This window comes from Mesorhizobium sp. M0522 (assembly GCF_040321085.1).
In the GTDB taxonomy this organism is placed as follows: Bacteria; Pseudomonadota; Alphaproteobacteria; order Rhizobiales; family Rhizobiaceae; genus Mesorhizobium.
In genome coordinates, this window is the sequence record NZ_JAMYQW010000002.1 from 417542 (window position 1) to 437090 (window position 19549).

17 protein-coding genes are annotated in these 19549 nt (G+C 64.4%); 5 read left to right on the plus strand and 12 right to left on the minus strand.

The features are described 5' to 3' along the window. Positions 1-95: 95 nt before the first annotated feature. Positions 96-1115 (minus strand): LacI family DNA-binding transcriptional regulator, encoded by a 1020-nt coding sequence (locus tag NKI58_RS04760; RefSeq protein ID WP_352782958.1) that lies wholly within the window; start codon positions 1113-1115, stop codon positions 96-98. Positions 1116-1332: 217 nt separating this feature from the next. On the opposite strand from NKI58_RS04760, the gene NKI58_RS04765 reads away from it, so the two are divergent. From NKI58_RS04765 to NKI58_RS04775, 3 genes are read left to right on the plus strand one after another with little or no spacing between them, the layout of a single operon-like run. Further along, entirely contained in the window at positions 1333-2916 is a 1584-nt protein-coding gene (locus NKI58_RS04765; protein WP_352578155.1) for a sugar ABC transporter ATP-binding protein, read from the plus strand. After that, positions 2913-4226, plus strand: a complete 1314-nt coding sequence (locus NKI58_RS04770; protein ID WP_023676963.1) for an ABC transporter permease — start codon at positions 2913-2915, stop codon at positions 4224-4226. Before NKI58_RS04765 ends, NKI58_RS04770 begins: the two co-directional genes overlap by 4 nt. Next, positions 4223-5188 carry a substrate-binding domain-containing protein gene (locus NKI58_RS04775; protein ID WP_254815861.1) on the plus strand — a complete coding sequence of 322 codons (966 nt, stop codon included), beginning with the start codon at positions 4223-4225 and terminating at the stop codon, positions 5186-5188. The genes NKI58_RS04770 and NKI58_RS04775 overlap by 4 nt, the downstream gene beginning before the upstream one ends. A gap of 68 nt (positions 5189-5256) precedes the next feature. On the opposite strand, the gene NKI58_RS04780 is transcribed toward NKI58_RS04775, so the two are convergent. The 6 genes from NKI58_RS04780 to NKI58_RS04805 are packed head-to-tail and all read right to left on the minus strand — an operon-like array spanning position 5257 to position 12321. Beyond that, entirely contained in the window at positions 5257-5718 is a 462-nt protein-coding gene (locus tag NKI58_RS04780; RefSeq protein ID WP_023718174.1) for a MarR family winged helix-turn-helix transcriptional regulator, read from the minus strand. After that, the gene (locus NKI58_RS04785) at positions 5715-6299 is read right to left on the minus strand and encodes an amino acid synthesis family protein (protein WP_023676966.1); all 585 of its coding nucleotides are present in this window, start codon (positions 6297-6299) and stop codon (positions 5715-5717) included. Before NKI58_RS04785 ends, NKI58_RS04780 begins: the two co-directional genes overlap by 4 nt. After that, on the minus strand, positions 6292-7167 hold the full coding sequence (locus NKI58_RS04790) for a UPF0280 family protein (protein ID WP_352782963.1): 876 nt from the start codon (positions 7165-7167) through the stop codon (positions 6292-6294). The genes NKI58_RS04785 and NKI58_RS04790 overlap by 8 nt, the downstream gene beginning before the upstream one ends. Next, positions 7164-8708: a 6-hydroxynicotinate reductase gene (locus tag NKI58_RS04795; RefSeq protein ID WP_352782965.1), complete on the minus strand. Its 1545-nt coding sequence runs from the start codon at positions 8706-8708 to the stop codon at positions 7164-7166. The genes NKI58_RS04790 and NKI58_RS04795 overlap by 4 nt, the downstream gene beginning before the upstream one ends. After that, complete coding sequence (locus tag NKI58_RS04800) at positions 8705-11461, minus strand: molybdopterin-dependent oxidoreductase (protein WP_352782968.1); 2757 nt, start codon at positions 11459-11461, stop codon at positions 8705-8707. The genes NKI58_RS04795 and NKI58_RS04800 overlap by 4 nt, the downstream gene beginning before the upstream one ends. Next, positions 11461-12321: an FAD binding domain-containing protein gene (locus tag NKI58_RS04805; RefSeq protein ID WP_352539932.1), complete on the minus strand. Its 861-nt coding sequence runs from the start codon at positions 12319-12321 to the stop codon at positions 11461-11463. Before NKI58_RS04805 ends, NKI58_RS04800 begins: the two co-directional genes overlap by 1 nt. A 272-nt stretch (positions 12322-12593) precedes the next feature. Here NKI58_RS04805 and pncA point away from each other — a divergent pair, with 272 nt between their 5' ends. Further along, on the plus strand, positions 12594-13193 hold the full coding sequence (gene pncA / locus NKI58_RS04810; RefSeq protein ID WP_352782970.1) for a bifunctional nicotinamidase/pyrazinamidase: 600 nt from the start codon (positions 12594-12596) through the stop codon (positions 13191-13193). A 40-nt stretch (positions 13194-13233) separates the two neighbouring features. Continuing rightward, positions 13234-14661, plus strand: coding sequence for a sodium:proton antiporter (locus NKI58_RS04815; RefSeq protein WP_352539931.1), 1428 nt, complete (start codon positions 13234-13236; stop codon positions 14659-14661). Here the strand turns inward: NKI58_RS04815 and NKI58_RS04820 are convergent, their stop codons facing one another. The 5 genes from NKI58_RS04820 to NKI58_RS04840 all read right to left on the minus strand — a co-directional run bounded on the left by NKI58_RS04820 (position 14662) and on the right by NKI58_RS04840 (position 19465). Further along, on the minus strand, positions 14662-15381 hold the full coding sequence (locus NKI58_RS04820) for an ABC transporter ATP-binding protein (protein ID WP_352782972.1): 720 nt from the start codon (positions 15379-15381) through the stop codon (positions 14662-14664). It lies immediately after the preceding gene. After that, entirely contained in the window at positions 15374-16102 is a 729-nt protein-coding gene (locus NKI58_RS04825) for an ABC transporter ATP-binding protein (protein ID WP_352783726.1), read from the minus strand. Before NKI58_RS04825 ends, NKI58_RS04820 begins: the two co-directional genes overlap by 8 nt. Beyond that, the gene (locus tag NKI58_RS04830; RefSeq protein WP_352782977.1) at positions 16099-17061 is read right to left on the minus strand and encodes a branched-chain amino acid ABC transporter permease; all 963 of its coding nucleotides are present in this window, start codon (positions 17059-17061) and stop codon (positions 16099-16101) included. The genes NKI58_RS04825 and NKI58_RS04830 overlap by 4 nt, the downstream gene beginning before the upstream one ends. Then, entirely contained in the window at positions 17058-17939 is an 882-nt protein-coding gene (locus NKI58_RS04835; protein WP_352455934.1) for a branched-chain amino acid ABC transporter permease, read from the minus strand. Before NKI58_RS04835 ends, NKI58_RS04830 begins: the two co-directional genes overlap by 4 nt. Before the next feature lie 221 nt (positions 17940-18160). Continuing rightward, on the minus strand, positions 18161-19465 hold the full coding sequence (locus NKI58_RS04840; RefSeq protein WP_352455933.1) for an ABC transporter substrate-binding protein: 1305 nt from the start codon (positions 19463-19465) through the stop codon (positions 18161-18163). Between the last annotated feature and the right edge of the window lie 84 nt (positions 19466-19549).

The following is a 19549-nucleotide window of genomic DNA, read 5'->3' on the forward strand; positions in this document are numbered from 1 at the left end:
CGAACGCCCGTAGTGGCTGCGAAGGCCCGGGGTCGGCAGGACAGAGGGAGCGCTGTCCGTCCGGCATTGCAAAGTTTCTGAACAGAGCCCAAGCGCTACGCGCTGACGCTCTGCGCAGTCGCACCTAGCGGACGGCATGAATTGCGGATCATCAGGCGTCCCTTGAGCGTCAGCTTGCGCGGCGGCGCATCCCTGTTTCCGGCGAGCCGGTCGAGCAGCAGATTGGCCGCCTGTTCGCCAATCGCCTGCACCGGCTGTGCGACCGTGGTCAATTGCGGCCGGAACACATCCGACCACGGAAAGTCGTCGAAGCAGGCGACCGAAATATCCTCCGGACAGGACAGGCCGATATCGCGAATGGCCTTCATGGTGCCGATCACCATCGGGTTGTTGGCCGAAAAGATGGCGCTCGGCCGGTCGTGCAGCGAAAGCAGCTGCATGGTGGCATTGTAGCCGTCGACTTCATGGAAGTTGCCGAAGCGGACGAGTTCGGCCTCGGCCGGCAGGCCGGCGGCCTGGAGGGCCTCGCGGTATCCCGCCATGCGGTCATGCATCGGCGAGATATCGAACGAGCCGGAGATGTAGCCGATGCGCCGATGGCCGAGATCGATCAGATAGGTGATGGCGTCGAACACCGCGCGCTGATTGTCGAGAACGACGGTATCGGTGTCGACACCCTGGCAAACACGGTCGAGCAGCACGACCGGCACGTTGGCGTCGTCGACAATCCGTTTGAGGATGGCGCCGTCGCCGACACGCGCGACGATCAGTCCGTCGACCATGCGGTCGAGCAGCAGCCTGATCTGGTCGTCCTGCGTGTTCAGGTGCTCGTCGGTGCAGCACAGCATGACGGCGTAGCCGGCCCTGTCGAAAGCCTGCTGGATCACCGAAACCACGTCGGTAAAGAACGGATTGGTGATGTGTGGGACGGTGAGCCCGATGGTGCGTGTGGTGCCCATCTTCAGGCTGCGGGCAATGGCGTTGCGCTTGTAGCCGATGTCGCGGATCGCCTGTTCGATGCGCTGGCTGAGCTCGGGGCTGACGGTCGCGGTGCCGTTGATCAGCGCCGATACGGTGGCCACGGAAACACGCGCGGCCTCGGCCACATGAAGCATAGTCGGAGCAGTGAATTTGCGCTGCTTTTTTCGTCCTGACGCTGTCATTTTCGAAACGTTTCACCACTCCACGGTAGCAATACGTACGGAATCTTATGATTTTGCGCAAGAATTGAAATGGAACAATCTCAGGCTCCAGATATTGCCTTGACATGATCGAAACGTTTAGATTAGCGTTTGAGGTGTTCGGTGACGACGGAGGGAGGCCGTCCTTGTCATGCAGCACGGCAATTCCATCCCTGCGCAAGGCGTTATGGCGGACGGCTCGGCTATCGTACTGAGCGCCGAGCACATCTCCAAGTCCTTCGGCGGTATCGCCGCGCTTGTCGATGTCGGCTTCGAACTGCGGCGCGGCGAGGTCCATGCGCTGATGGGCGAGAACGGCGCCGGCAAGTCGACACTGATGAAGATCCTGTCCGGCGTCTATACGGACTATAACGGAACGGTCAGTATCGATGGCTATCCGGTGCGCTTTGCCGGCGTCCGCGAAGCCGAGCGCGCCGGCATCGCCATCATCCACCAGGAGCTGAACCTCGTTCCCGAACTTAGCGTCGCCGACAATATCTTTCTCGGCCGCGAGAAGCTGATCGCCGGGCTGATCGTCGACCGCAAGGCGAGCAGCCGCGCTGCCGGCGCGCTCTTGCAAAGGCTCGGCATCGAGCTCGACCCAGATGCGCGCGTCGGTGCCTTGCGCGTCGGCGAACAGCAGCTGGTCGAGATCGCCAAGGCGCTGTCGATGTCGGCGCGCATTCTGATCATGGACGAGCCGACCTCGGCGCTTTCGCCGGCCGAATGCCAGCGGCTGTTCCGCATCATCCGCCAGCTCGCCGACAGCGGCGTGGCGATCGTCTACATTTCGCACCGCATCGACGAGGTCATGCATCTGGCCAGCCGCGTCACCGTGTTTCGCGATGGACGCCACGTGCTGACGCGGGCGATGGACAAGCTCGACGAAGACGCCATAATTTCGGCGATGGTCGGGCGAAACCTGCTTGCTTCCTCCCAGGAGCACCGCATCCCCGGTGGCAACACGGTCCTGTCCGTAAGCGAGCTGTCGCTGTCGAAGCCCAATCGCCATGGTTGGCGCACCGTGCTCGATGGCGTCAGCTTCGATCTTGCCGCAGGAGAAATCCTCGGTATCGGCGGGCTGCTGGGCTCGGGCCGTACCGAAATCCTGGAAACCATCTTCGGGTCCAGCGGCGGACGTGCCGGCGGTGAGATCAGGCTCGATGGCGAGGCAGTAGAAATCCGTTCGCCGCGCGATGCGCGCCGGCTCGGCATCGCCCTGGTCACGGAAGACCGCAAGACGCAAGGCCTGCATCTCGAGGCCTCGATCACCGACAATGTCGCGCTGCCGCTGGTCGGCGCGCTGGCGCGGTTCGGCGTGCGCTCGCTGGCCGGTGAGCAAGGGCTGGCACGGGACGCCGTCAAGGCGCTCGGCATTCGCTGCGAGACCGTCGAGCAGCCGGCCGGCACGCTGTCCGGCGGCAACCAGCAGAAGGTCGTCATCGGCAAATGGCTGGCGACGAGGCCGCGGGTGCTGCTGCTCGACGAGCCGACACGCGGCATCGATGTCGGTGCCAAGCGGGAAATCTACGATCTCATCTTCAAGCTGGCGCGAGACGGGCTGGCGATCGCCGTCATCAGCTCGGAATTGCCGGAGCTGCTGCATCTTTCCGACCGTATCCTGGTCATGGCCGACGGCCGCCAGACGGGAATCCTGTCCCGCGCGCAAGCCAGCGAGGAGGCCATCATGCGGCTTGCGGCGCCGCGACGGACGATGACGAGGCCTGCCGCATGAGCATTTTGCATATCCTGTCCCGGACGAAGCTCTACTGGGGCCTGATCGCCATCTTCCTGATCGGCGTGCTCGGCTCGCCGATCAGCTCCAAGGGCAACAACATCTTCCTGTCCTATGGCAACCTGCTCGATGTGCTGCGCCAGGTGTCGACCACCGGGCTGATTGCCACCGGCATGACTGCGGTGATCATCACCGGCGGTATCGACCTTTCCGTCGGCTCGCTGATGGCTATCTGCACGGTCGTCTGTGCCATGCTGCTGACGGTCCCCGGCGTGACGCCGGCGGTGGTGCTGGGGGTGCCGACAGTTGCCCTGGCAGCCCTTTGCCTCGGCATTCTCGTCACTCGTTTCATCCTGCTGAACATCGAAAAATCCCGCGCCGGCGCGCAGGCCACGCACGACATCAGGTTGGACAGCGTTCGCGGGCTGGTGACACCCGGCATTGTCGGGGTGATCCTGTGCAGTCTGGTGCTGTGGTTCCTGCTGCCGCAGGTGGGCTCAAAATTCGGCGTGCTCGGCGTGCTGCTCGTGGCGCCTTGCGTCGGCCTGCTGTTCGGCGCGCTCAACGGCTTCATCATCGTCGCCGGGCGGCTGCAGCCCTTCATCGTGACGCTGGCGATGATGGTCACTGCGCTCGGCATCGCCCGGCTGACAGCCGGCCAGAACAATGCGGTGCTGCCGGTCTACACCGGCTCGAATGCCACCGCCGATTTCGAAATGCTGCGCTCGCTGGTATTCGGCGTGATCCCGATGCCGGGCCTGTTCTTCCTCGGCGCCATCCTTATCTACGGCGCCGTGCTGCGCTTCACCCCGTTCGGCCGCTATGTCTATGCGATCGGCGGCAATGAGGAGGCGGCGCGGCTGTCGGGCATCGCCGCCGGCCGCGTGAAGATCGCCACCTATGCCGTGTCAGGGCTGCTGGCCGGCATCGCGGCGGTGCTCTATGTCGCGCAGTACCGGCAAGGCAAGCCGGACGCCGGCGCCGGGCTGGAGCTCGACGCGATTGCCGCCGTGGTCATCGGCGGCACCAGCCTGATGGGCGGACGCGGCAGCCTCACCGGGACGTTCTGCGGCGTGCTGATCTTCGGGCTGCTCTCCAACATCCTGCAGCTGCACAACATCAATTCGAACCTTCAGCTGGTGCTGAAGGGGATGATCATCATCGGTACCGTGCTCGTACAGGAGCGCAGTGCCGGTGATCTTCTCTTCTATCTGCGACTGCCCGGTGGGCAAGCGCACAAGGAAACGGCCGCGGCAAAGCGGCCGTCGCAAGAGACCGCGTCTCTGAATATTGGAGGAAACAAGAAATGAAACGACGTGAATTGTTGAAGCTCGCCGGGCTGACAGCGGCACTCCTGACCACGACCGCCATGCTTGCCGGCGGCGCCCATGCGCAGGACAAGAAGTGGAAGATCGGCTTCTCGCAGGTGACGACCATCGAACCCTGGCGCGCCCAGTTCAACAAGGACATCCTGGCCGAAGCGGCCAAGCATCCGGAAGTCGAGCTGATCATCACCGACGGCGAGGACAAGACCGAGAAGCAGGTCGCCGATGTCGAAAACCTTATCCGTCAGGAGGTCGATGCGCTCTTGGTATCACCGAAAGAATCCGCCGGCCTGACCGGTGTCGTGCAGCAGGCGATCGATGCCAAGATCCCGGTCTTCGTGCTCGACCGCAACGTCGAAACCAACGACTACACGCAGTTCGTCGGCGGCGACAACAAGCTGATCGGCCGGGCTGCCGGTGAATATGCCGTCGAGCTGCTTGGCGGCAAGGGCAAGGCCGCCGGCAACGTCGTCGAGATCTGGGGCGGCATGGGCACCCAGCCGGCACACGACCGCCATGACGGCTTCCATGAATTCACCGACAAGGAGCCGGGCATAAAATACCTGCTCGACCAGCAGTCGGGCGACTGGAAGCAGGACCAGGCCTACAACATCATGGCGACGGCGTTGCGCAACAACGAGAAAATCGATCTTGTCTACGGCCACAATGATCCGATGGCCTATGGCGCCTATCTTGCCGCCAAGGACGTCGGACGTGAGAAGGACATCAAGTTCATCGGCATCGACGGCCTGCCCAATGAAGGCGTGCAGCTGGTCGCCAATGGCGAGCTGACGGCGACGTTCACTTATGTGACGCCGGGCGCCGAAGGGCTGCGGCAGGCGATCAAGTTCCTGAACGGGGAGAAGGTGGAAAAGACCATCACCCTGCCGACGCAGAAGATCACCAAGGAAAATGCCGCCCAGATCCTGAAGGACAACGGCCTCTGAGACGAGGCTTTCCTGCCGGGCGTTCAGCGCCCGGCAGGAACAACAACCAAACGCCGGCAGGCAGCAGATTAAGCCAGCTTGGCCAGCAGCTTCATGAAAATGGCCGCTTCCTTGGCGGAAAGCGGCGCCAGCGTTTCCTGCGTAATCTCACGGGCAAGCGGAATCAGCCGCTCGATCGCGTCGCGCCCCTCGGCGGTCAGATTGACCAGCAGGCGCCGTTTGTCGACTTCGTGTTTGCTAAGTTCGACAAAGCCACGCGCTTTCAGCCGGTCGATGACGCCCTTCACGGTCGCCGCATCCATGGCGATCAGGCTGCCAAGCTGGTTCTGCGAGGTCTCGCCGACGTCGCGCAATTTGGCCAAAGCGGCAAATTGCGGCGGCGTCAGATCGGCGATGTGTGCGGCGAAGATCGAGACATGGCGCTGATGCGCCTTGCGCAGGATGAAGCCGACCTGCTCCTGCAAGCGGTAGTCGTTTTCGTCAGGCTCCTCGGCCTCGACCAGCTTGAGCAGATTGTCCTCGGCGCTCACCGCAGCCCATCCCATGCCTTAATGTCCTTGGCCGCCAGCCCACCCATGCGGTCGTGCACGCGCGGGCCGCAGGTCATGGCGAGGCAAAACAGGATCTCGTCGGGACGGGGGCCATCGCTGATGCCGATTTCCATGGCATCGAAATGGCTGCGCACATAGGCGGCGTTGATGTGGCCGAGCGGCACATCGAGCCGCGCGCCGAAGCCGCCGACCTTCTTCGCCGAGGGCACGATCGCCTTGGCGTCGCCGAGCCGTTCGCGCATGGCATAGCCGCCCGGCACATGCCACAGCGCGCCATGCTCCAGCTCGCCCGCCATGCCGACGATGGCGCCCTTGCCGTAACCGTCGATCTGTTTGACGTCGCCGCCCAACGCGGCAATAAGCCTGTCGGAGAGCAGCAGCCCGAGCGGCTTCAAATCCTCCATGGCGCTCTGCAGTTCCTCGACGTAACGGCCGGCGAACGGGTTCTTGACCACAGCCATGGCCGCCGCGCGGCGCCGCGGCACCTTCGCCACCGGCCCGCCTTCGTGAAAAATCTCTTCGGTCAGCACGGCGATCTTGCGGATCGGAAACTCAGGCATGAGCAATTTCCCTCTCTAAAACTTTATTGGCGAGAGCCATCGGACCTGCGATGCGCGCCTGACCGCCGAGGAAAAGCGCCGCGGCGGCAATCAGGCCGCGCCGCCGAAACTCCTCGGCAACGGCAAATCCGCCTTCCAGCGCAATAGCGATTTCAGCGGCGGAAAGCAGCCCCACGCCATGCGTCACCAAACGGTCGCCGAGGTCGCTGTCAGGTGCGAGATCGCGCGCCCGTACGCGCCTAACGGCCGGATGACCGGGCAGGTCGACGGCGTTGGCGATCAAGGTCGCGGCGGCATCGGCCTCAGCACCCGTTCGCGCCAGCACCGTGACCGCGTCGGCGATGCCCAGCGAAAAGGAGCGGCCGCGCCAGCCGCTTGTCGCGACACCGCGGATCCCGTCTTCGGGGCGGATCGTGAGACGATCTGCCAACCCATGACCTGTCCCGGCAATGGCAAGCGTCATCGACTGCCCGTGGCCGAGATAGATCGCGCTGTCGCCGCCATTGTTGACATAGGCGCGCTCGAGCGGGCGGCCGGCAAGCAGCGCGCCAAGCACTTCGTCGGCTACCGAGCCGGCGACGGCCGCCATCGGTGTGATGAATTGTTTCGCTAGCGGAACGACCGCCGCTTCCATGCGGCGCGCCGTCGGGCCAGCGAAAGCACGTGGCCGCGAGGCGGCCGGGCGCCGCAGTTCGGGCAACTCTTCGACCAGTTCGGGCAGGATTGTCTGGAAGCGCGCCACTGCCTGGCGATATGCGGCGCTGCATTCACTCGCCTCGCCGAATGCCTCGACGATCAGGTCGATCGGCCCATGATTGAGATGAAGCCTCCGGCCGTCCTCGAGCCAATGCGCCTGCGGGCCGTTCATCGCCCGGCCCCGTTTGCGGCCGCGCGACGCAACTGCGCCAGCGGCGGCCAGGGATTGTCACGGGGTGCGGCCGTGCCGCGGCGCGGATTGAGATATTCGCCGCCCTTGGCCAGGATATCGTCGACGCTGCGGATTTCGCCTTCGTAGCCGCCAAGCCTGACATAATCGTCGCGGCGCATGGTGAACTCGATCGGCGCCACCAGCGCCGGGGTCGGCACATAGCCGAAGGCGCCTTCCGGCACGCGGGTGACGTCGACCATCAGCGTGATGCCGCCGCCCGGCCAGACATAGACCGGCGCGCCGCCGACCGTCACATAGGTCGTCAAGCCCTGCACCGAGCGGGTCAGATTGACCGGGTTCTCGGTGACGCCGGCGCGCAGCGAGCCGCCGGCGCCGCCGACGAAAAGCACGGTGCAGAGCGCCGGCTCGCAATTGTCCTCGATCAGTTCGACCGACTTCCGCAGCCGCTCCGGGAACGGTTTCTGGACCGGCTTCAGTTCGTCGTCGAGCTCGTAATAGGCGAATTGCTCGCCGGTGGTCGAGACCATCAGCAGCGACATGCCGGGGCGCGCACCCTTTTTGGCGTTCCATTCACCAAGGATCGACAGCGGGTCGGAAATGCTGGTGCCGCCCCAGCCGAGGCCGGGCTCCGACACCTTGAAATAACGGCCCGGCGTCGAACGGCGGCCGATGATCTTGATGCCGGTATCCTGCCAGCCAAGCACCTTGCCGGCCTGATGCTCGGAGACGACGCCGGTGATGTGGTCATCGACCACCACCACCTCGTCGACAAGGCCGCGCCATTGGGTCGCGAACATGCCTATGGTAGCCGAACCGCAGCCGACGCGCATGCGCTGCTCGAGCTTGCCGTCGATGACCGGCGGCTTGCCGGCTTCGACGATGACGGTGGCGCCGCCGTCGATGACGAGTTCAACCGGTTTGCGGTTGCACAGGGCGAGCATGGCGTCGCAGGTGGCGCGCCCTTCAGCCTTCGAGCCGCCGGTCAAATGATGTACGCCGCCCAGCGACAGCATCTGCGAGCCGTATTCGCCGGTCGTGACATGGCCGATCGCTTCGCCTTGGGCACGGACCGTCGCCGTTTCGGGGCCGATATGACGGTCGGTGTCGATCTTCACCTTGACGCCGCAATAGGAGAAGATGCCCTCGGTGACGACGGTGACCAGATCGACGCCCTCGACCTCCTGGCTGACGATGAAGGGCGCCGGCTTGTAATCGGGATAGGTGGTGCCGGCGCCGATGGCGGTGACGAAGCGGCGGCCGGTGTTGACCAGTTCGCCGTCCCATGCCTCGCCTTCTTCGGCAAAGGGTACGATTGCGGCGCCGGTCTCGGCCGCGTGGTCGAGGATGGTCAGTGGATCCATCCGCACGATCCTGCCGCCAACATTGCCGTAGCGGTCGCAGGCGCCGGTGCGGCCTTCGGCGATGTAGCACATGACCGGACAGGCATCGCAGCGGATCTTCTCGGCCACCAGCTTCTCGCCGGGATCGTGTGTCTCGAAGCGTTCGGCAAGCTCGCTCATCGGCGCGCCTCCTTGTCGAGGATGGCGGCGCGGATGCGGGTCGGCGTCGCCGGAATTTTGGTGACCAGCACACCGGTGGCGTGGCGGATGGCGTTGAGGATCGCCGGCGCCGTCGGGATCAGCACATGCTCGCCCAAACCCTTGGCGCCGAAGGGTCCTTCCGGATCCGGAACTTCTATCAGGATGGTCTCGATCTGTGGCACGTCGCCGATCGTTGGGATCAGATAATCGTGCAGGTTTTCGGTGCGGCCGGGGATGAATTCCTCCATCAGCGCCATGCCGATGCCCTGGGCGATGCCACCCTCGATCTGGCCCTCTGCCAGTAAAGGGTTGATGGCCTTGCCGACATCGTGAGCGGCGGTGATTTTTATAAGCTTCACGGTGCCGAGCCTGAGGTCGACCTCCAGTTCGGCGATCTGGGCGCCATAGCCATAGACGGCATAAGGCTTGCCCTGGCCCTTGGCATCGAGCGGCAGCGTCGGCGGGTCGTAGCTTTCCTCGGCGCGGAAGACAAAGCCTTCGGCGTCTACCTTCAGCGAGGAAAGATCGATGCGGCGCGTCGCTTCGCCTTCCCTGATGCTCAGGCTTGTGCCGTCCAGCGCAATCGCCGCCTTTTCCGAGACATTGGCGAAACGCAAGATCTCATCGCGCAAGGCGCGGCCGGCCTTTTCGGCGGCCTTGCCGGTGACGAAGGTCTGGCGCGAGGCCGATGTCTTGCCGGCGTCGGGGGTGATCGCCGTGTCGGCGCCTTTCAGCCGCAGCTTTTCAAGCGGAAGACCCAACGCGTCGGCGCATATCTGCGCGATGACAGTGTTCGAACCTTGCCCGATATCGACCGCCCCCTGATGCAGGACGACTTCGCCCGATGCCGAGATGCCGACCTTGATGGTCGACGGATTGGGCAGCGAGGTGTTGCCGCAGCCGTACCAGCAAGAGGCGACGCCGACGCCGCGTTTTTTTTCGCTGCTGCTACGGGCGTTGAACGCATCGGCGTCAGTTAGGGCACGCCGCCAATGTGAGCGCAGGGCCTCCAGGCAGTCGGCGATGCCGACGCCCGACTCGAGCCGCTGGCCGGTGACTGTTTCGGATCCGTTCCGAAGGCAGTTCTTCAGGCGAAAGTCGAGCCGATCCATGCCGAGCTTGTCGGCTAGCTCGTCATAGAGGGTCTCCTGCATGATCGTCGCCTGCGGTACGCCGAAACCGCGAAAGGCGCCGGCAATCGGGCCGTTGGTGTGGATGGCGCGGCCTTCGGCGCGATAGTTCGGCGTGGCATAGGGGCCGGAGGCGTGCACCGGCACGCGGTTGGCGACCGTCGGCCCCCAGCTGGCATAGGCGCCGGTGTTGAAATCGCCGGCGAAGATCATGCCGGTGACACGGCCGTCGGCATCGGCGCCGATGCTCGCTCTCATCAGAGCCGGATGGCGCTTGGTGGTCGAGATCATCGATTCGGTGCGGCTGTAGGCGAGCGCCGCCGGCCGGCCGGTTTTCATGGCGACGAGGCCGATGAGCGGTTGCAGCGAGACGTCGAGCTTGGAGCCGAAGCCGCCGCCGGTGGCGGTCGGCACGATGCGCACCTGTTCCGGGGCAAGGCCGAGCACTTTTGCCGTGTCGTCACGGTCCATATAGGGCGCCTGCGTGCAGGCGACGACGACCAGCGTGTCGCCGTCCATGAAGGCATAGCCGGCTTCCGGTTCAATATAGGCGTGCTCGACATAGGAGGTGTCGATGGCGCCGGAAACGACGAAAGCCGCACCGGCGAGCGCGGCTTCGGGGTCGCCACGCTCGACGAAGCCGGAGGTGAGCAGGTTCGAGGGCCGGTTTTCATGGACCAGTTGCGCACCGCCGGCCTGCGCTTCGCAAGGCTCCAGAAAATGCGGCAATTCGGTCCAACTGACAGGAAAATCGGCAAGGTCGAGATCGAGGATAGCCTCGCGTTCGCCGGCAACCAGCGCCACCGCCTCGCCGCGAAAGCGCGAAAACCCTTCGGCGAGCGCCGGCTGGTCGGCGAAGGGTGCGATGACGCCGAAACAATTCTTTCCCGGAATGTCGGCGGCGGTGAAGACGCCGGCAATGCCGGGACGGGATTTCACCCAGCCATCGAGATCGCCGAAGCTGAAGGCCGCATGATAATGCGGCGAGCGGACCACCAGCACCGACAATGCGTCGGCCGGGAATGAATCACCGCCGAATTTTTCGCCGCCAGTGACTTTCGGAAGGCCATCGAGGCGGATCGGGGAGGAGCCGACGGCATGGCCAGAGGATGGCATGCGCTGATCGAGGCCGTCGGCGTGGCGCCAAGCATCCATCACCGCGGCGACGATCTTGCGGTAGCCGGTACAGCGGCAGAGCACGCCGCCCAGCGCATCCTGCGTTTCGGCCTCGCTCGGGCAAGGCGTCCTGTCCAGGAGTGCCGTTGCGGCGACCAGCAGGCCGGGCGTGCAGGCGCCGCATTGCGCTGCGCCATGGCTGAGGAACGAAGCCTGCAGCGCCGACAACCGGCCATTGGCGAGGCCTTCGACGGTCGTCACCACGGTGCCGGAGGCGGAAGCCGCGGGCATCAGGCAGGCGCAGACCGGCTCGCCGTCGACCAGCACCGTGCAGGCGCCGCAATCGCCGGCATCGCAGCCGATCTTGGTGCCGGTCAGCCGCAGTTCGTCGCGCAGCACCGCGGACAGCCGCCGCACCGGCGGCACGCAAACGCTGACGGCGGCGCCGTTGACTTCGAAGGCGATGTCGGCGCGCTCCATGCCCATCAGGCGGCCGCCCTTTCGTCGGGAACAGCGCCCATCGCACCAAGCACGGCGCGGGCGACGATCTCGCGCGCAGCGTCCAGCCGATATTCGGCGCTGCCGCGCACGTCGCCGATCGGCGACAGCTCGTCCATCGGTGCGGATTGGATCGCAGTGGCCAGCGCGTGGCCGACGGGCCGGCCGCGTAGCGCCGCCTCGACACCCGCCAGGCGCCTGGCGACAACCGAGCAGGAACCGACGGCGACGGCCGCGTTCCTGACCATACCATCTTCGACGGCCAGGCGTGCGGCGGCCATGGCGATGGAGATGACGAGATAACGCCGCGCGCCGAGTTTCACGAAGGCGGAGCTGCCGGCGGTCGCGGGTTTGGGAATGCGGATTGCCGTGACCATTTCGCCGGGCTGCAGTGCGGTGCGACGGTTGCCGAGGATGAATTCTGCAAGGGGCAGATGCCGGGTCGCCACAGCGGAACGCAGTTCGACTTCGGCATCGAGCACCAGCAGCGCCGGCACGCCGTCGGCGGCCGGCGAGGCGTTGCAGAGATTGCCGGCAATCGAGGCAACGTTCTGGATCTGCACCGAGCCGACTTCCCGCGCCGCCTGCTTCAGCGCGTCGAAAGCCGCCGGCAGAGGATGGCGGACGAGATCGGTCCAGGTGGTGCGCGCGCCGACGAGCCAATGGTTTTCGGCTTCGGCAATGCCGCGCAATGCCACCAGGCCATTGATATCGAGGACATTGTCGCGGAAAGGCTTGCTGCCCTGTGCCGGATAGAAGTCGGTGCCGCCGGCGAGGATGCGCCATTGCCCTTCGCCCAGCAAAGCGAGGGCGTCGTCGACCGTGGTGGGTTTTGCGTAACGGATCACGCTTTGCCTTCCCAGAATGGGCTTCCCGAGAGGGGATCCTGCCGAAAGATTTTCCCGAGCATTCAAGGCAGGAAATTCATTCGTATGCAAATGATATCAAGCCGGCAGGAATTGTCAAAGCCAGAGTTTGCACGGCTGTTGGCACCGGTGCACCCGGAACGCATTTGTTATGCCATGAGAGGTTGACGCAGCCGGCCATCTGGTCAAGTTTCTGCGTCCGGTCGCGTTTTCATTGGAGCCTAAGCTCAAGACCAAGAAAATAAGGAGGCTCCATGGCCGACGAAGCGCTTGTCGTTATCGACCTGCAGAACGATTTCTGCCCGGGTGGCGCCCTTGAAGTGGCCGGTGGCGACGAAATCGTGCCGTTGGTCAATGACCTGATCCGGCGGACCGAGCACGTCCTGCTGACGCAGGACTGGCACCCTGCCGGCCATTCGAGCTTTGCCTCCAGCCACCCCGGCAAGCACCCGTTCGAAACGATCGACGTGCCTTATGGCCACCAGACGCTGTGGCCGGATCACTGCATCCAGGGCAGCCTGGGATCGGATTTCCATTCGGGCCTCGCCTGGAGCAAGGCCGAGCTGGTGATCCGCAAGGGGTTCCGTCCTGCGATCGACAGCTATTCCGCATTCTTCGAGAACGACCGGACGACGCCGACCGGCCTTGCCGGCTATCTCCGGGATCGGAACATCGAGACGCTGACCCTGGTCGGCCTGGCGACGGATTTCTGCGTCGCCTTTTCGGCGCTCGACGCGGTCAAGCTCGGTTTTGAGACATCCGTGCGGCTCGACGCCTGCCGCGGCATCGATCTCAACGGCTCCGTGGAGAGGATGCTGCGCCAGATGCGCGATGCCGGCGTGACACTGATTTGAACGTCATCCAGCCGAACCTGACAGACTTTTGAGGGGCTTCATGCGGTTTGCGGCGTTGACGGCAAGTGCTGCACTTATTGCAGCAATCTTTTCTCCGAATGCGGTTCTCGCGGCCGAAGCGCACGAATTGCCGGGCGCCGCCATGTCGCTTTGGTGGGTGCTGCCGTTTGCCGGGCTATTGCTTTGCATCGCGACCGGCCCGCTGCTGTTCCATCATGCTTGGGAGCACCATTACGGCAAGATCGCTGCCTTCTGGGCAGCGTTGGTGATCGGGCCGCTGGCCATCGCCTTCGGCATCCCGTCCGCCACGCAGGCGGTGCTGCATGCGCTGCTCACCGAATACATGTCGTTCATCATCCTGCTGTTTGCGCTGTTCACCATTTCGGGCGGTATCTTCGTTGCCGGCAACATACACGGCACGCCGCTGGTCAATGCCGGGCTGTTGCTGGGAGGGGCGCTGCTTGCCTCGATCATTGGCACAACCGGCGCCTCGATGATCCTGATCCGGCCGCTCATCCGCGCCAACGACAACCGGCGCTTCAATGCCCATGTCGTCATCTTTTTCATCTTCCTGGTGTCCAATATCGGCGGGTCGCTAACGCCGCTGGGCGATCCGCCGCTGTTCGTCGGCTTTCTGCGCGGCGTCGATTTCTTCTGGACGACAGTTCACCTGCTGCCCGAGACGCTGTTCGTCGCCGGCGTGGTGCTGGCTGTTTTCCTGGCGATCGACATCATCATGCATCGCCGGGAGGAAGGCGCGCCGAAGATCAAGGATCCGACGCCCGACAGCAAGGTGCGCATTCGCGGCCTGGCCAACATCCCGCTGCTGGCCGGCGTAATCGCCGCGATCCTGATTTCCGCTGCCTGGAAGCCGGGAGTGAGTTTCTCTTTTCAGGGCGTCAGCCTCGAGCTGCAGAATCTGGTGCGCGACGCCGCCATCCTGATACTGGCCTTCACTTCGCTTGTCGTCTCGCCGAAGGAGTTTCGCGGCGCAAACGCCTTCAACTGGGGGCCGATTGCCGAGGTGGCGAAGCTGTTCGCCAGCATCTTCATCTGCATCGTGCCGGTCGTCGCCATATTGCGGGCCGGGCTCGACGGCGCGCTGGCGCCGTTGGTGCTGCTGGTCAGTTCGCCGACCGGCGCGCCGGACAACCTTGCCTATTTCTGGCTGACCGGAGCGCTGTCGTCCTTCCTCGACAATGCGCCGACCTATCTGGTGTTCTTCGAGCTGGCTGGCGGCGATGCGCAGCATCTGATGACCGAGCTCGCCTCGACGCTGGCGGCGATCTCGGCCGGCGCGGTGTTCATGGGCGCCAACACCTATGTCGGCAATGCGCCGAATTTCATGGTCTATGCCATTGCCAGGCATCGCGGCATCAAGATGCCGAGCTTCTTTGGCTATATGGCGTGGTCGGGCGCCGTGCTGATCCCGACGTTCCTGCTTGCCGGCTTGCTGTTCTTTGCCTGATCATCCGACGCCGACATAGCGACGGACCGCCGAGGGATCGGCACGCAATTCCTCGACATCGACCGTCTCGCGGTTGCGGCCGTTTTCGATGAAGCAAACGCGGTCTGCGACCGACAGCACAGCATCGACGCGCTGCTCGACAAGAATTGTCGACACGCCAAGCGCACGCAGCTTCGACACGGTTTCGCGGATCTTGGCGATCATCGACGGCATCAGCCCTTCGGTCGGCTCGTCGAGCAGGAGCACCTGCGGTTCCAGACACAGGGCGCGGGCCATGGCCAGCATCTGCTGCTCGCCGCCGGACAGCGTGCCGGAACGCTGCCTGAGGCGCTGGCGCAGCAGCGGGAAAAGATCGAGCACGTTTTCGCGCGTCGCCTTGCCCTTGTTGCGGGCCATCAGGCCGATCTCGATGTTTTCCGCCACCGTCATCTCGGCGAACAGCCGCCGGCCCTGCGGCACGTAGGCGACGCCGGCCTTGGGCACCTCGTGCGCCGGCAAGCCGGTCAATTCCCGCCCTTCGAGCCTGATCGAGCCGGCGGCTGCCGGCACCAGGCCCATGATCGCCTTCAGCGTCGTCGTCTTGCCGGCGCCGTTGCGGCCGAACAGGCAAAGCACCTCGCCCTCGTTCAGAACCAGATCCAGCCCATAGAGCACCTGGACCTCGCCATAGAAGCAATCGAGCCCGGAAACGGTCAGTGCCTTGGACTGGACCTCAGTCATGGGTGGTCCCCAGATAAGCGTCCTGCACCGCGGCATTGGCGCGGATCTGCTCGGGCGTACCTTCGGCCAGAATCCTGCCGGCGTTGAAGACGGTGATGCGGTCGGCGAGTTGCATGACCACCGGCATGTTGTGCTCGATCAAAAGCACGGTGGCGCTATCGGCGATCTCGCGCACCAGCTCGATGAAATTGTCGATCTCGCTGTCGGCCAGCCCTTGCGTCGGTTCGTCGAGGATCAGCAGGCGTGGCTTCAGCGCCAGCCCCATCGCCACTTCCAGCAGGCGCTGGTGACCGTAGGACAATTGCCCGGCCGGCATTTGAGCGCGATCGGCAAGGCCGGTGCGCTCGAGAGCCGCCATGACGCCGGTGTGAACCGCGCCCTTCGAACGGCCATCGATCAGCGTGCGCTGCACCGGCAGGGCGACATTGTCGTAGGCGCTGAGATTGGCAAAGACGCTGGTGATCTGGAAAGTGTAGGCGATGCCAAGGCGAACCCTGGCGTAGGCCGGCAGATTGGTGATGTCCGCGCCGTCGAAGACGATCATGCCCGACGAGGGCTGGATACGGCCGCTGACCAGGCTGACGAAGGTGGTCTTGCCGGCGCCGTTGGGGCCGATGATGGCGCGAATCTCGCCCGGTATCAGCGCGAAGTCGACGCCGTCGACGGCACACAAGCCGCCGAAACTGCGCGACAGGCCTTTGGTGGTGAGCAGCGGCATCATGGCAACCACCCGAGCCAGCGCTGGCGGATGCTGCCGAGAATGCCTCTCGGGAAGAACAGCACCAGCAGGATGAGCGCCATGCCGACGATCAGCAGATAGGCCGAGGTGTAGCCGCTGGCGACGTCGATGACATAATACATGAACAGCGTGCCGATCAGCGGACCGAGCGTGGTGGCGGCACCGCCCAGCAGCACCCAGAGCAGCGGCAGGATGGAATATTGCACCGAAGCGAAGCTCGAGCCGACATAGCCGAACAGCAGCGCATAGGCCGCGCCGGAAGCCGCGCAGATGCTGCCTGAGATGACGACGGCGGCGAGCTTGCTGGAGAACGTATCGTAGCCGAGCATCTTGGTCCGCTCCTCGTTCTCGCGGATGGCGACCAGCACGCGACCGTAGCCGGAGCGGACTATCGCCAGGCTTATGAGCAGCACGATCGAGAACAGTGCCAGCGCGCTCATATAGCGCACGGTCGGGTTGGTGAGGTCGAGTGACGTGCTGCCCAGGACAAGGACACGCATCGGCTGCGGCACGACCATGCCCTGGTCGCCACCGGTCCAGGCAGCGAAATAGAGGATGACGAGATAGAATACCTGCGCGAACATCATAGTGACGATCATGAAGGCGACGCCGAAGGTGCGCAGCGCCAGCAGCCCGATCCCCAGCGCGAGAAGCGCGCCGCAGGCAAGCCCGGCTGCGAAGGCGGCCGGCACGCTCCAGCCGAGATGGATGACGGCAAGGCCGGCGCCATAGAGCCCGGCTGAAAAGAACATGGCATGGCCGAGGCTAAGCAGCCCGACATAGCCGAACAGCAGATTGTAGCCCATGGCGAAGACCGCCAGCACCATGATGCGGGCGAGCAGGCCGTGATGGTATTCCGGCAGGACGAAGCTAAGCCCGAAAAGCAGGGCGATGGCGCCGAGGTGCAGCGCATATGGCTTTGCCGGCGAAGCATCCTTCATCGCGATGTCGTCCCGAACAGGCCCTGCGGCCGGAACACCAGCACCATGGCGACGAGCAAGGTGGCGATGATCTTGGCCAGCGTCGGTGAGAAGAACACCGAGATGATGCCGTCGGAAAGGCCGATCAGCACCGCGGCGACGACCGTGCCGCGCAGCGAGCCAAGGCCGCCGATTATGACGACGATGAACGAGAGCAGCAGCGGATCCTGCCCCATCAGATAGTGCGCCTGGCTGATCGGCACGATCAGCACCGCGGCGACAGCAGCCAGCATGGCGCCGAGCGCGAAAACACCGGCATAGACTCTGGTCACCGGGATGCCGAAGGCCTGCGCCGTCTCGCTGTCATATTGCGTGGCGCGCATGACGAGGCCGATTTTCGTGCGCGTCAGCACCAGCCAGGTCGCGACCAGCAGCAGCGCCGACGCGGCGATGATCGACAGCTTGTAGCCGGAATAGCCGAACCACGGCAGGAGGATGCGGTAGCTGAACGGCGGCTCCACCGGCCGCGCCTCCGGGCCGTAGAAGGTCAGCGCCAGTTGCTGGATGATGTAGAGCATGCCGATGGTGGCGACGATGGTGGCTTCCGGATTGTAGTTGAGCCGGCGCAGCACCAGCCGTTCGGCGAGCAGCGCGATCAGGCCGACGATCAGCGGCGCCAGCACCAGGGCGGCCAGGAAGCCGAGCGCCGGATGGCCGGATATCGCCGTTGAGATCGCCCAGGCAAGCACCGCGCCCAGCATGAAGAACTCGCCATGCGCGACATTGACGACGCGCATGACGCCGAACACCAGCGACAGGCCAAGCGCCGTCAGCGCCAGCACGGCGGAGGTGACGAGGCCTTCGAGAGCGGCGAGGAGCAGGTGAGGTCCGAAGTGCATCGGTTACACACCCATCGCAGGTGCGAGGCGCACCCCCCTCTGTCCTGCCGGACATCTCCCCCTCAAGGGGGGAGATTGGCAGTTCCCGCGAAGGCGGCCACCTACCGGCCTTTGCGATTGGCGAAAGCGCTGGTGACAGCCAATCTCCCCCCTTGAGGGGGAGATGTCCGGCAGGACAGAGGGGGGTGGGCCGAAGCGCACTGTGCTTAATGAAACCAAGCTCACAGCGTCTGCGTCGTGTAATCCCCCTCAGGCTCGTAGAGGCCGTCCTCGATCTTGGTCTTGTGGACGACATTCAGCCGGCCGCCTTCGACCTTGGAGATGTTCTGGATACCAAAGCACTGGTGGATCTTGCCGTTGAAGGTTTTCGGTCCCTGCGGATGCTCGGGCCCCTCGGCGAACTCGGTCAACGCCTCGGTCGCCTCGACCAGCTTGGCGCGGTCTTCCGGGCCCTTGTAGCCGGCATCCTCCATCGCCTTCTTGACGACGTAGAGCGTTTCCCAGCAGCCGAACATGTGCGCGGCGGTGGAGACGTCCTTGGGATCGCCGACGGCGGCACCATTGTCGTCGATGCCGACGGCGGCGCGGTAGGCCTTCTGTGCAGGGGAATCGTCGGGCTGCGCGTAGCGCGGCGAGCCTTCCCAGAAATGGCTACCGTCGAGGAATTCGAGGCCGGGGCTGTTGATGTCGGTGGCTTCGAGCGAATCGATGAAGCCGAACAATTGCGGCCGATTGGAGCCGTAGAACTCGCCGAGCTCCTTGACGAAGGTGAGCACCGCCGGGCCGACCATGACGTGGTAGATCACCTCGGTCTCCGCGGGGATCTGCGGGAAATATTTGGTGAAGGAGGATTCCGTCGGCGGAATCGCGATCTGCGCAATGACCTCGGCGCCTTGCGCCTTCAGCGCCGGCGGCAGGTAGTCGCGATGGTCATAGCCGAAAGCGAAATCGGGGAAGATCTGCGTCACCTTCTTGCCGGCATTGGCGGCAATCCACGGTGCCATCGACTGGATCTGGCTCTTCACATCGGTGATGCCGGGCTGGAAGACGTAGCGGTTCAATTTGGTCGAGGCGACGTGGTGGCCTTCGCTGACAACGAAATAGGGCATCTTGGCCTCGCCGGCGGCCGGCGCCGAGCCGATGACGACATGCGAAAACAGCGTGCCGTAGACGATGTCGGTCTTGTGCTGGGAGGCGAACTTGCCGACGACTTCGGCGCCCCGGCCGGGATCGGTGCCGTCATCCTCGATGATCACGTCGACCGGCCGGCCGTTGATGCCGCCGGCTTCGTTGATCGCCTTGACGGCAGCCGCTGTGGTCTTCTCGTACCAGCGGCCATAGGCGGCGCCGATGCCGGTGCGGTGCGACTGGAAGCCGATCTTGATCGGCGCCGAGCTCTGCGCCTGGCTGTAACGCACGAAACCCGGCGCGACGGCAAGACCGGCGCCGGCGGCAAGGCCCTTCAGCGCCGTGCGGCGGGTGAGAGCGGATCTGGAGAGATCGAAAAACCCATTCTTGTCAGTCACGGCAGTTCCCCTTGTTTTTGAGCTTTGACCAATGGCTGTAGCAGGCAGGCCACTCTTGTTAAGAGGGGCGAAAATTGCATGTGT

Coding starts and splice junctions, on each gene's coding strand:
- NKI58_RS04760 (WP_352782958.1), bottom strand. CDS start 1,115: ATGCTTCATGTGGCCGAGGCCGCGCGTGTTTCCGTGGCCACCGTATCG.
- pncA (WP_352782970.1), top strand. CDS start 12,594: ATGGCCGACGAAGCGCTTGTCGTTATCGACCTGCAGAACGATTTCTGC.
- NKI58_RS04800 (WP_352782968.1), bottom strand. CDS start 11,461: ATGGGCATGGAGCGCGCCGACATCGCCTTCGAAGTCAACGGCGCCGCC.
- NKI58_RS04775 (WP_254815861.1), top strand. CDS start 4,223: ATGAAACGACGTGAATTGTTGAAGCTCGCCGGGCTGACAGCGGCACTC.
- NKI58_RS04795 (WP_352782965.1), bottom strand. CDS start 8,708: ATGAGCGAGCTTGCCGAACGCTTCGAGACACACGATCCCGGCGAGAAG.
- NKI58_RS04825 (WP_352783726.1), bottom strand. CDS start 16,102: ATGATGCCGCTGCTCACCACCAAAGGCCTGTCGCGCAGTTTCGGCGGC.
- NKI58_RS04790 (WP_352782963.1), bottom strand. CDS start 7,167: ATGAACGGCCCGCAGGCGCATTGGCTCGAGGACGGCCGGAGGCTTCAT.
- NKI58_RS04770 (WP_023676963.1), top strand. CDS start 2,913: ATGAGCATTTTGCATATCCTGTCCCGGACGAAGCTCTACTGGGGCCTG.
- NKI58_RS04785 (WP_023676966.1), bottom strand. CDS start 6,299: ATGCCTGAGTTTCCGATCCGCAAGATCGCCGTGCTGACCGAAGAGATT.
- NKI58_RS04815 (WP_352539931.1), top strand. CDS start 13,234: ATGCGGTTTGCGGCGTTGACGGCAAGTGCTGCACTTATTGCAGCAATC.
- NKI58_RS04765 (WP_352578155.1), top strand. CDS start 1,333: ATGCAGCACGGCAATTCCATCCCTGCGCAAGGCGTTATGGCGGACGGC.
- NKI58_RS04835 (WP_352455934.1), bottom strand. CDS start 17,939: ATGCACTTCGGACCTCACCTGCTCCTCGCCGCTCTCGAAGGCCTCGTC.
- NKI58_RS04820 (WP_352782972.1), bottom strand. CDS start 15,381: ATGACTGAGGTCCAGTCCAAGGCACTGACCGTTTCCGGGCTCGATTGC.
- NKI58_RS04830 (WP_352782977.1), bottom strand. CDS start 17,061: ATGAAGGATGCTTCGCCGGCAAAGCCATATGCGCTGCACCTCGGCGCC.